Below are 11,092 nucleotides of genomic sequence, written 5' to 3' on the forward strand. Positions count from 1 at the left end.
CGGCTGCGGCTGCCCACCCTGCCGTACGCGATCTCCTGCGGCCAGGTGGTGAAGAGCCAGCTGGAGCAGGCCGGTCTGAAGGTCGCGATCGACCAGCAGGAGTTCCCGGCGGCGTGGCTGACCACGGTGCTGAAGAACGCCGACTACGACATGTCGATCATCGCGCACGTCGAGCCGCGCGACCTGGGTTCGGTCTTCAACGCGAAGTACTACACCCGGTACGACGACCCGACGCTGCAGCAGTACCTGGCCGCGGCCGACGCGGGTGACGAGGCGGCGCAGGTCGACAACATGAAGAAGGCGGCGCGGCGGATCTCCGAGCAGGCCGCGGCCGACTGGCTCTTCCTGCTGCCGAACCTGATGGTCGCGGACAAGAACCTCAAGGGCCTGCCGGAGAACGCGATCACCGAGAACTTCGACCTGACCAAGCTCGCCCGCTGAGGACTGCCGATGATCCTCCGCCTGATCGAACGGACCACGGTGCTCGTGGTCAGTCTCGCGATCAGCTCGGTCCTGGTGTTCGCGTTCATGGCCGTGCTGCCCGGCGATCCGGCCCGGGTCGCGCTCGGCGTGAACGCGACCGACGAGGCGGTCGCGGAGCTCCGCCGCCAGTTCGGCCTGGACCGGCCGCTGCCGACGCAGTACTTCGACTGGATCGGCGGCCTGTTCCGCGGTGACTTCGGGACGTCGTACGTGTCGAAGGCCGAGATCGGGCCGCAGATCGTCGACCGGTTCCAGGTGACGCTGTGGCTGGTCCTCGCCGGCATGCTCATCGCGCTGGTCGTCGCGGTGCCCGCCGGGACCGTGATGGCCGCGCGGCACCGCAAGGTCTCCGGCCTGGCGTTGTCCGCGCTGTCGCAGGTCGGCGTCGCCGTACCGGCATTCCTCGCAGGCATCCTGCTGATCATGGTGTTCGCCGTAAAGCTCGGCTGGCTGCCCGCGAACGGCTGGACACCACCCGCACAGGATCCGAGCATGTTCGCGCGGCAGCTGATCCTGCCGGCGTTGTCGCTCGGCTTGGTGCAAGGCGCCGTGCTGACCCGCTACGTGCGGAGCGCGGTGCTCGAGGTACTGCGTGAGGACTATCTGCGGACTGCCCGTGCCAAAGGGTTGCGACCGTTCCCGGCGTTGTGGCGGCACGGGCTCCGCAATGCGGCTGTCCCGGTCGTGACGGTGCTCGGTCTTCAGCTTGCGACCTTGCTGATCGGCGCGGTCGTGGTCGAGCGGGTCTTCGTCATCCCCGGGCTCGGCAGCCTGCTGCTGGACGGGGTGTCGAACCGCGACCTGCTCGTGGTGCAGGACGTCGTGATGGTCCTGGTGATCGCCGTACTCGTGGTGAACTTCCTGGTCGATCTGCTGTACGTCGCCCTGGACCCGCGACTGAGGGTGGGGTCGCGATGAGGCGGTTGAACCCGAGCCTGATCGCCGGCGGCGTGATCGTCGGGCTGATCGTGCTGATGGCGCTGGTGTCGTTCGTGTGGACGCCGTACGACGCCATCCTCGTCGATCCCGCGGTCCGGCTGGCCAAGCCGTCGTGGGAGCACTGGTTCGGGACCGACAAGTTCGGCCGGGACGTGTTCAGCCAGATCATGGTCGGGTCGCGGACCACGCTGTTCGTCGGTGTGGTCGCGGTCGGGGTGGCCGCGGTGATCGGTGTGCCGCTGGGGATCCTGGCCGCGATGTCGAAGCGGTGGCCGAGCGAGGTCATCATGCGGTCCAACGACCTGCTGCTCGCGTTCCCGGCGTTGCTGCTGGCGATCATGTTCGGCGCGGTGTTCGGGGCGAGCACGCTGACCGCGATGATCGCGATCGGGATCGCGTCGGTGCCGAATTTCGCCCGGGTGATCCGGAGCGGGGCGTTGCAGGTGATGCGGACCGAGTACGTGCTGGCGGCCCGGGCCGCCGGGCGGCAGCCGTTCCCGATCGCGGTCCGGCACGTGCTGCCGAACGTGACCAGCCTGATCACCGTGCAGGCGTCGGTGTCGTTCGCGATCGCGGTGCTGGCCGAGGCGGCGCTGTCGTTCCTCGGCTACGGGACGCCGCCGCCGACCCCGTCGTGGGGCCGGATGCTGCAGGAGAGTCAGGAGTTCCTGTTCACCGCGCCGCGGCTGGCGATCTTCCCGGGTGTGGCGATCGCGATCGCCGTCCTGGGGTTCAACCTGCTCGGTGACGGGCTGCGGGACCGGTTCGACCCGAAGCTGGAGGACCGGCGATGAACGACGTACTCAGTGTTCGCGGGCTGACCGTGACCGTGCGGGACAAGACGCTGGTCTCGGACGTCGACCTGACCGTGGGGCCGGGGGAGCGGGTCGGGCTGATCGGCGAGTCCGGGTCGGGGAAGTCGCTGACCGCGTTGAGCGTGCTCGGTCTGCTGCCCGAGGACGTGATCGCGGCCGGGTCGGTCCGGGTGACCGGCGTCGACCACGAGCTGATCGGCGCGGACGAACGGCGGATGTCGCGGGTCCGGGGCCGGCAGCTGGCGATGGTCTTCCAGGAGCCGATGACCGCACTCAACCCGACGATGCGCGTCGGCGACCAGATCGCCGAAAGCATGCTCATCCACCGGACCCGGTCGGGCAAGGGCGCGGCGCGGGCAGCCGCGGCCGAGTTGCTCGAGCGCGTCCAGTTGCCAACCGACACGATGCGCGCGTATCCGCACCAGCTGTCCGGTGGCCAACGGCAGCGCGTCGTGCTGGCGCTTGCCCTCGCCAACGATCCGGCTCTGCTGATCTGCGACGAGCCGACCACCGCGCTGGACGTCACCGTGCAGGCGCTCGTCCTGGATCTGATCGTCAAGGGCGTGGTGGCCCGCGAGGCGGCCCTGCTGTTCATCACGCATGACCTCGCCGTCGTCGCGACGGTCTGCGAACGCGTCCTGGTCATGTACGGCGGCCGCGTCGTCGAGTCCGGCCCGGTCGGTGAGGTGTTCACCCGGCCGCGGCACCGGTACACCGAAGGACTGCTCGCGGCCTCGGACCTGGAGACGACGGACCGGCGGCTGACCACGATCCCGGGCAACGTGCCGTCGGCCGGCCAATTCCCGTCCGGCTGCGTGTTCCGGACCCGCTGCCGGCACGCGACCGAGGTCTGCGCGACCACTCCGGACTGGAGCGGCACCGAGGCGACCGGGTTCGCCTGCCACCATCCCGTGGAGGTCGCGCATGTCTGAGCCTGCAATCCAGCTGATCGATGTCGTGCGCAACTACACGCGCCCGCGGACGTCGCTGCTGCACGCGGCACCCGTCGTCCACGCGCTGCGCGGCGTGAACCTCGAGGTCAAGCCGGGCGAGCGCTTCGGAATCGTCGGTGAGTCCGGCTGCGGCAAGTCGACGCTGCTGCGCATCATCGCGGCCCTCGACCAGGCCACCTCCGGCCACGTCGTCGTCGAGGGCACCGACATCACCCGGCTGCCGGAACGCCGGCTGCGGTTCCTCCGCGAGAACCTGCAGCTCGTCTTCCAGGACCCGATGAGCTCCCTCGACCCGCGGATGCGGGTCCGCGACATCATCGCCGAACCTCTTGTCGTGCAAGGACATCCGGCCTCCGGGCAGCGCGTCCGCGAGCTGCTCGAAGCCGTCGGGTTGTCGGCCGACGCCGGCGACCGGTACCCGCACCAGTTCTCCGGCGGCCAGCGCCAGCGCATCTCGATCGCCCGCGCCCTCGCCCCGCGGCCGCGGATCCTGATCGCGGACGAGCCGGTCAGCGCGCTCGACGTCTCGGTCCGCGCCCAGGTGCTCAACCTGATCTCCGACCTCGTCGACGAGCTGAACCTGACGCTGGTGTTCGTCTCCCACGACCTGTCCGTGGTCAAGCACGTCTGCGACCGGGTCGCCGTGATGAACGCCGGCCAGATCGTCGAGACCGGCTTCACCGGCGACGTCTACGCCGCGCCGCAGCACCCCTACACCCAGCGCCTCGTCTCGGCGATCCCGACTCTGCACCGGGCGCTGGCCGGAGCGACCACCACCGACCTGCTCGCAGCGAAGGGAGCATCCGGATGAAGTACCCAGCCGGCCTGCCGATCGGACAGACCTGGGTCGACGCCCCCGCCACCGAGCCGGTGATCTTCCCGTACGACGGCTCGACGGTGACGGATGCCCCGGTCGGAGACGTGGACCTGGCGCGGCAGGCCCTCGACCACGCCCTCGCCGTACGCGAGGAGGTCGGCCGGCTTCCGTCGTACGTCCGGCGGAAGGCCTTGCAGAGTGTGCATGCGGCCATCTCGGCCGAGCGTGAGGCGTTCGTCGACCTGCTCGTGCTGGAGACCGGGAAGCCGCTCGTCGACTGCCGGGTCGAGGTCGACCGCACGCTGCTGACGCTGGAGACCTCGGCCGAGGAGGTCGCGCGGTTGCACGGCGAGACCGTGCCGTTGGACCTGCTGCCGAGTGGGGACGGGCTGGTCGGGTTCTGGGTCCGGAAGCCGATCGGGGTGGTCATCGGCATCACTGGGTTCAACTATCCGTTGCTGCTGGCATCGCACAAGATCGCGCCCGCGCTCGCGGCCGGGTGCCCGGTGATCGTGAAGCCGGCGCCGCAGACTCCGCTCGCGACGCTATGGCTGGTGCATCTGATGCGCTCGGCGCTGCTGGAGGCAGGTGGGCCAGAGGCCGCCGTACAACTGGTCACCGGGGGAGCTGATGTCGGTGCAGCGCTGACGACGGATCGCCGGGTCGGGGCGGTGTCGTTCACCGGATCGGCGGCTGTCGGGCACCGGATCGCCCGGGATGCGGCGCCGACGAAGGTGCTGCTCGAGCTCGGATCGAACTCTGCGCTGATCGTTGCCGAGGACGCCGATCTCGACGCGGCCGCGGACGCGATCATCCGTGGCGGGTACTACGCCTCGGGGCAGGCGTGCATCTCGGTGCAACGGGTCGTGGCCGTCGAGAGCGTTCGCTCCACGCTGCTGGAGAAGCTGGACGAGCGGCTGCCGTCGGTCGTGGTCGGCGATCCGCGTGACCCGGCCACGCGGGTGTCGGCGCTGATCGATCCGAAGTCGACGGCTCGGGTGCGTACGTGGGTCGACGAGTCGGTCAGTGCCGGTGCCAAGGTTGCGTACGCGGCCGGCGAGGATCTGGGGCCGACTGTGCTCACCGACGTACCGGACGGCCAGCTGGCGTGGGACGAGGAGATCTTCGGACCGGTGATCGCCGTACGGTCGGTGCCGGATCTGGAGACCGCGTTCGCGACGGTCAACGCGTCTCGGTACGGGCTGCACGCGAGTGTGTTCACGTCTTCGCTCGACACGGCGTTCACCGCGATCGACCGGCTGGACGTGGGCGGCGTGGTGGTCAACGAGGTGCCCGGCTTCCGGTCCGACGTGATGCCGTACGGCGGCGTCAAGGACTCCGGGATCGGCCGGGAAGGACCGCGGTTCGCGATCGAGGAACTGACCACGACCCGGATGGCGATCATCCGCCCGAGGCCCTGACATGGATTACACCAACCTCTTCCGGCTCGACGGCAAGCATGCGCTGGTGATCGGCGCCGGCAGCGGCATCGGTCGCGAGAGCGCGTTGGCGCTGGCCGCGCACGGCGCGCGCGTCACGTGTGCCGACCGCGATCTCGCTGCGGCGAAGGAAACCGCGGCCGCCGGCGGGCTTGCGCCGTACGAGCTGGATGTGCTCGACGACGAGGCGATCGACCGGGCGGCTCGCGACCTGGAGCCGGTCGACGTGCTGGTGTTCACCGCGGCGACCAACGTGCGGAAGCGGATCCTCGACTACACCGGGGAGGAGTTCGACCGCGTCGTCGCGCTCAACCTGCGGGCGTCGTTCCAGCTGATCCGTGCCTTCGGCCGGCAGATGGCGGAGCGGGGGAGCGGCAGCATCATCGGGTTCAGCTCGATCCGCGGTACGACGGTGGAGCCCGGCCAGTCGGTGTACGCGGCCACCAAGGCCGGGCTGGTCCAGCTGCTCCGGACCGCGGCCGCCGAGCTCGGCCCGAACGGCGTCCGCGTGAACGCGATCGCCCCCGGCGTCGTCGAGACCCCGCTCACCGCCCAGATCAAGGCGAACCCGGCCTGGTACGACGCCTACGCGCAGAAGAGCGCGCTCGGTCGCTGGGCCCGCCCGGACGAGCTCGCCGGCGCCGTCGTCTACCTCGCCTCCGGCGCCGCCAGCTTCGTCACCGGCAGCGTGATCGCGGTCGACGGCGGCTGGACCGCGGTCGACGGCCGCTTCGACCCACCCAACTGATTCGTTTGGAGCCTGGATGAGTCTCGCCGATCTGACCGCGACCGAGCTGCTGTCCAAGTACCGCGACGGCTCGCTGTCACCCGTCGAGGTGATCGAGGACGTGCTCGCCCGAGTCGAGGAGCTCGAGCCGCGGGTCTGTGCGCTCTACGCGCTCGATCCGGCCGGCGCCCGCGAGGCGGCGCAGGCTTCGGAGCGCCGCTGGTCTGACGGGTCGGCCGGCGTGCTGGACGGCGTACCGACGACGGTGAAGGAGAACATCGCAACGCGGGGGACTCCGGTGCCACAGGGCACGGCGGCGACCGAGCTGGTGCCTGCGGCCGAGGACGCGCCCGCTGCGGCTCGGTTGCGCGCGGCCGGCGCGGTGATCTTCAGCAAGACGACCATGCCTGAGTACGGCATGTTGTCGTCCGGCGTCTCCACCTTCCACCATCTGACCCGGAATCCGTGGGACCTGTCGAAGACGGCCGGTGGTTCGAGTGCTGGGGCTGCCGCGGCTGCGGCGGCCGGGTACGGGCCGTTGCACATCGGGACGGACATCGGCGGCTCGATCCGGCTGCCGGCCGGGTGGTGTGGGGTCGTCGGGATCAAGCCGACGCACGGGCGGGTGGCGGTCGGCAACCCGTACCCGGGGCGCGCGATCGGACCCCTGGCGCGTACGGCGGCGGACGCTTCGCTCGCGTTGACGGTGATGTCCGGGTACGACCCGCGGGACCACACGTCGTATCCGGCTGTGGTCGATTCGGCCGAGCCGGCGATCGAGGGGCTGCGCGTGGGGCTGCTGCTGGACGCCGGTGTCGGGCTGCCGGTCGACCCTGAAGTGCGGACAGCTGTCTCGTCGGCGGCCGCCGTACTGGAGAAGGGCGGGGCGGTCGTCGAGCTGATCGACCCGATGATCACGCGCGAGATGCTCGACGGGCTGGACAGCTTCTGGCGAGTGCGGTCGGCGGTGGACATCGCGGCGCTGCCCGAGGACCGGCGGGCCAAGGTGCTGCCGGAGATCCGGTCGTGGGTGTCGACGGCGGGTGACCTGTCTGGATTCGACGTGTTCCACGGCTACAGCCAGATGGGCGCGATGGCGGCGGCGGTCACTGCGGTGTTCCGGTCGTACGACGTGATCCTGTCGCCGGTCGCGCCGATCACAGCGTTCCCGGCCGAGCTGGCTTATCCGACCGACGATCCGTCGAAGCCGTTCGAGCACATCGGGTTCACGGTGCCGTACAACATGTCCGCGCATCCGGCGACCACGGTGAACGTCGGGTGGTCGGCGTCGGGCCTGCCGATCGGGGCGCAGATCGCCGTACCGCATCATCAGGATCTGGCTGCGCTGGCGTTGGCGGCGTACCTGGACAGCCAGCAGGCCGAGCGGCGAGACTGGCCGACGGGGTCTGATGGACAGGTACGACGAGGTGACGACGCCCCACGCTGACCAGCTACAGCGCGGGTTGATCTCGCACTGCTACCGCATGCTCGGCTCCATCACCGAAGCCCAAGCGGTTGCCGCGCGGTCCTCTGACCTGGCGGGTGCCACGATCGCGTGTCTGTCCCAGGCGACCGAGCGTCCGCTCCCAACCGACCTGGTCGCGGCGAGCGACGACCCCGAGGGTGAGCTCCACCAGCTCCCCGAAGTGCTGTGGCTCGAGCCCATCCCGGACAACCTCACCGACGGCCAACCAATCGGCCTCGACCTGGTCGCCGCCCTCCAACGCCTTCCGGTGCGGGAGCGCGCCGCCCTGATCCTGACCGACATCGAGGGCTGGACGCCTGCCCGGCTCTCTGGGGCGGTCGGTTTGTTGCCCGCCGACCTCGACCGAGCCCGCTCGGCCTTCAACCCCGCGCCCGCGCACGAGGTGACCGACGCCGGCCTGCTGGCCGCTTATCAGGAGGCTTTCGAGCAGTACGACGTACCGGCCATCACCGGCTTCTTCACCGACGACACGGTCTGGGAGATGCCGCCGTTCACCTCCTGGTTCCGCGGCGCCCGCAACATCGGCCGGCTCATCTCCACCCACTGCCCCGCCAAAGGCCCCGGCGACCAGCTCCTCGTCCCCCTGAAGGCCAACGGCCAACCCGGCTTCGCCGTCTACATGCGTGACCCCACCGACAACCTCCACCGCGCCTTCCAGATCCAGGTCCTCACCCTCACCGCCACCGGCATCATCCACGCCATAGCCTTCTTCGACCTGACCCTCTTCGAAACCTTCAACCTCCCCGACCTCCTGACCACCCTCCCCAAAACCCACCAGGAAGCCACCCCGACGCTCCACATCACCCGCGAGCCGAAGCACCACCACTGACGTACCTGCCTTGCGCCGACTCACGGGGCCTGAAACGGGAACTGGGGGCTGTGAACAGGCAATAACCTGTTCACAGCCCCCAGTTGCCCCGCGAGGCCCCGCTTTCTGGTCGGCTCAGTAGTCGCCGTAGACCTGGACCTTGGTGCCGATCGGGGTCTCCCTGAAGATCTGGGTGATCTCCGGGCGGGTGACGCGGACGCAGCGGTGGCTGGCGGGGTAGGGCTTGACGAGGGAGTTGACGCGGGAGCCGTGCAGGGCGATGCCGGGGCGGTCGCGGAGGAAGTAGAGCGAGTCGTACATGTAGGCCTCGGGGTAGAGGCTGCTCTCGTGCGCGCCGGCCCACTTGCGCCAGACCTTGCCGGTGCGGTTCGGGGTTTCGTAGCCGGGGGCACCGGTCGAGACCCAGACGATCCGCTTGTAGGACTTCCCAACGATCTGGTACGCGACCTGGCAGGTCTTGTTCACGTAGATTCCGGGCTCGCGCGTCGGCACCGGCTTCCGGGCCGCGTTGAGCACCGAGTACGCGTCGGCCAGGGTGAGGCCCTTGCGGCTCACCGGCAGCCCGTGCGTCTCGCGCCACGCGCACAGCGCCTGCTTCGCCCGCGGGGTGATGTCGCCGTCGACGTCACCCACCGGGTACCCGAGCTTGTCCAGTTGCCGTTCGACGCGCAGCGCGTAGTACTGCGGCGTCTGCTTCACCCTGGGCTTCGGCGTCGTCGGCTTGGTAGTCGGCGTTGCGGACGGCGTTGCGCTTGGCGTGCTGGACGGCGTACTCGATGGTGTGCTGCTGGAGGACGACGGGGTGTCCGACGGACTCGACTCACTCGCGGCCACGTCGGAACAGCCGACGAGAACGAACGACAGTACGACCGAACCGGCAACGAGACCACGTCGACGAGACACGATTTCCCCTCTCCCTCAGCATTGTCAGAGTCGCAGAACCGCGCTGCTCGAGCCTGCAACGAAACGCCGAGACTAGTGCTCCGAGGGTTCCCCAGACGTGCCGTTGCCCGCGCCCGTCACCGAACCGTTGCCGACCACGGGCTGCGGGTCGTCCCGCAACACGCTGTACCAGTACCCGTTCCGGCACTTTCCAGCCTGGGGATCGACTTGTTGCCTACCGCTCCTAAATGGCGCGGAGCGGGTACGGCGGCCTACAGGCCCAGGTCGCGGAGGAACTCCGGCTTGTAGGCCTGCATGACGACGTACCGGGGGTCGGGGACCTCCATGCCGGCGTTCTTCTGCGCGTCGCTGGCGGGGTCGTGCTCGCCGACCGGCACCTCGGGGGCGGTCCACTCCTGCTCGGACGGGTTCCACCGGGTGATCGTGTACTCGGCGGAGAGCTCGTCCTCGGCGACGAGGTCCTTGACCGTGCGCTCGGCCTCCTGCGCGTCCTCGAGGCTGTGCGTGTACAGCAGCATCCGGTTCCCGTCCCGGGTGACGGTCACCTGGCGGCCGAGGCGCTTGCGCGCGTCGTCATCCAGATCCAGCGCCCGCAACCGCTCCCAGAACGACAGTCCGTGCTCGTCGCTCCCGAGCTCGACCTCAACCCGAAACTCCTCATCCGCCATGTCGCTCACCCTACCGATCTCGGGGCCGTCCCGTCCGCCCGGGCGGGCTCTGATGCCTGAGAGTTAGGACAGGAGAATCGTATTGCTTCGATCGACTACAGTTCTTAGTCATGGAGCTGAGGCATCTGGAGCACTTCGTCGCGGTGGCCGAGCAGAAGCACTTCACCCGGGCGGCCGAGGCGATGTCGATCTCGCAGTCCGGCCTGTCCGCCTCCATCCGCGCCCTCGAACGTGAGCTCCGCGCCTCGCTCTTCGTCCGCAACACCCGCAGCGTCGAGCTCACCGAGGCCGGTCGCGCGCTGCTCTGCGAGGGCCGCCGCGCCCTCGCCGCTGCCGAGGCCGCCAAGGACGCGGTCGCCGCGGTCCAGGGGCTGCTCCGCGGTCACCTCACCGTCGGGCTCGAACAGTGCCTGGGCGTGGTCGACGTACCCGCTCTGCTCGCCAAGTTCCGCTCCGCCTACCCCGGCGTGGAGATAGAGGTACGCCAGGGCGGCTCCACCCCGATGCTCGACGAACTCGCCTCCGGCCGCCTCGACGTCGCGTTCGTCGCCACCGCCGGTGACCCGGTCGACGGCCTCGACCTCCGCCCGCTGTCCAAGGAGTCGATGGTCCTCGTCTGCGCCCCCGACCACCGGCTCGCCAACGCGACCGCGGTCTCCCTGGCCGACCTCGCGGGCGAGTCCTTCGTCGACTTCGACCCGACCTGGGGCGCCCGCGCCATCTCCGACCGCGCCTTCGCCACCGCCGGCGTCGCCCACCCCGTCACCATCGAGGTGAACGACGTCCACACGCTTCTGGCCCTGGTCGCCCACAACCTCGGCGTGGCGCTGGTCCCCGAACGCATCTCCGCCAAGCGCGGCGACCACGCCACCGTCCCGCTCGTCCCCGGCAGCGCCTCCGACTGGCAGGTCTCAGTGGCCGTCCCCACCAGCCCGTCCGCTTCCCTGGCCGCCGACGCCCTCATCGGCATGCTCCCTACCACCGCCGTCCACTCCTGAGTTCTCGCTGCAGGGGAGTTCTTGCTGCTGAGGGT

Annotated in this window: 11 protein-coding genes and 1 pseudogene; 10 read left to right on the top strand and 2 right to left on the bottom strand. The window is 69.8% G+C overall.

What is annotated here, in order from left to right; all coding sequences use genetic code 11:
- From ACWCOV_RS29760 to ACWCOV_RS29800, 9 genes and pseudogenes are all read left to right on the top strand, one after another.
- Positions 1-441, top strand: a pseudogene (locus tag ACWCOV_RS29760) (ABC transporter substrate-binding protein); the annotation flags it as partial.
- Between the two features lie 3 nt (positions 442-444).
- Positions 445-1,401: an ABC transporter permease gene (locus ACWCOV_RS29765; protein WP_449832714.1), complete on the top strand. Its 957-nt coding sequence runs from the start codon at positions 445-447 to the stop codon at positions 1,399-1,401.
- On the top strand, positions 1,398-2,216 hold the full coding sequence (locus ACWCOV_RS29770; protein WP_449832636.1) for an ABC transporter permease: 819 nt from the start codon (positions 1,398-1,400) through the stop codon (positions 2,214-2,216). The genes ACWCOV_RS29765 and ACWCOV_RS29770 overlap by 4 nt, the downstream gene beginning before the upstream one ends.
- On the top strand, positions 2,213-3,169 hold the full coding sequence (locus ACWCOV_RS29775) for an ABC transporter ATP-binding protein (RefSeq protein ID WP_449832637.1): 957 nt from the start codon (positions 2,213-2,215) through the stop codon (positions 3,167-3,169). The genes ACWCOV_RS29770 and ACWCOV_RS29775 overlap by 4 nt, the downstream gene beginning before the upstream one ends.
- Positions 3,162-4,001: an ATP-binding cassette domain-containing protein gene (locus ACWCOV_RS29780; protein ID WP_449832638.1), complete on the top strand. Its 840-nt coding sequence runs from the start codon at positions 3,162-3,164 to the stop codon at positions 3,999-4,001. The genes ACWCOV_RS29775 and ACWCOV_RS29780 overlap by 8 nt, the downstream gene beginning before the upstream one ends.
- Positions 3,998-5,428 carry an aldehyde dehydrogenase family protein gene (locus ACWCOV_RS29785; protein ID WP_449832639.1) on the top strand — a complete coding sequence of 477 codons (1,431 nt, stop codon included), beginning with the start codon at positions 3,998-4,000 and terminating at the stop codon, positions 5,426-5,428. Before ACWCOV_RS29780 ends, ACWCOV_RS29785 begins: the two co-directional genes overlap by 4 nt.
- 1 nt (position 5,429) lies before the next feature.
- Positions 5,430-6,194 carry an SDR family NAD(P)-dependent oxidoreductase gene (locus ACWCOV_RS29790; RefSeq protein WP_449832640.1) on the top strand — a complete coding sequence of 255 codons (765 nt, stop codon included), beginning with the start codon at positions 5,430-5,432 and terminating at the stop codon, positions 6,192-6,194.
- A gap of 16 nt (positions 6,195-6,210) precedes the next feature.
- Positions 6,211-7,620, top strand: a complete 1,410-nt coding sequence (locus tag ACWCOV_RS29795) for an amidase (RefSeq protein ID WP_449832641.1) — start codon at positions 6,211-6,213, stop codon at positions 7,618-7,620.
- Positions 7,583-8,488: a hypothetical protein gene (locus tag ACWCOV_RS29800; protein WP_449832642.1), complete on the top strand. Its 906-nt coding sequence runs from the start codon at positions 7,583-7,585 to the stop codon at positions 8,486-8,488. The genes ACWCOV_RS29795 and ACWCOV_RS29800 overlap by 38 nt, the downstream gene beginning before the upstream one ends.
- 114 nt (positions 8,489-8,602) lie before the next feature.
- On the opposite strand, the gene ACWCOV_RS29805 is transcribed toward ACWCOV_RS29800, so the two are convergent.
- Positions 8,603-9,391, bottom strand: a complete 789-nt coding sequence (locus tag ACWCOV_RS29805; protein ID WP_449832643.1) for a L,D-transpeptidase family protein — start codon at positions 9,389-9,391, stop codon at positions 8,603-8,605.
- Between the two features lie 251 nt (positions 9,392-9,642).
- A complete protein-coding gene (locus tag ACWCOV_RS29810) occupies positions 9,643-10,059 on the bottom strand; it encodes a hypothetical protein (RefSeq protein ID WP_449832644.1) in 417 nt (138 codons plus the stop codon).
- Positions 10,060-10,169: 110 nt separating this feature from the next.
- Between ACWCOV_RS29810 and ACWCOV_RS29815 the strand changes: the two genes are divergently transcribed.
- Positions 10,170-11,057 (top strand): LysR family transcriptional regulator, encoded by an 888-nt coding sequence (locus tag ACWCOV_RS29815; RefSeq protein ID WP_449832645.1) that lies wholly within the window; start codon positions 10,170-10,172, stop codon positions 11,055-11,057.
- Positions 11,058-11,092: the final 35 nt, after the last annotated feature.

It is taken from the genome of Kribbella sp. NPDC002412 (genome assembly GCF_053592935.1).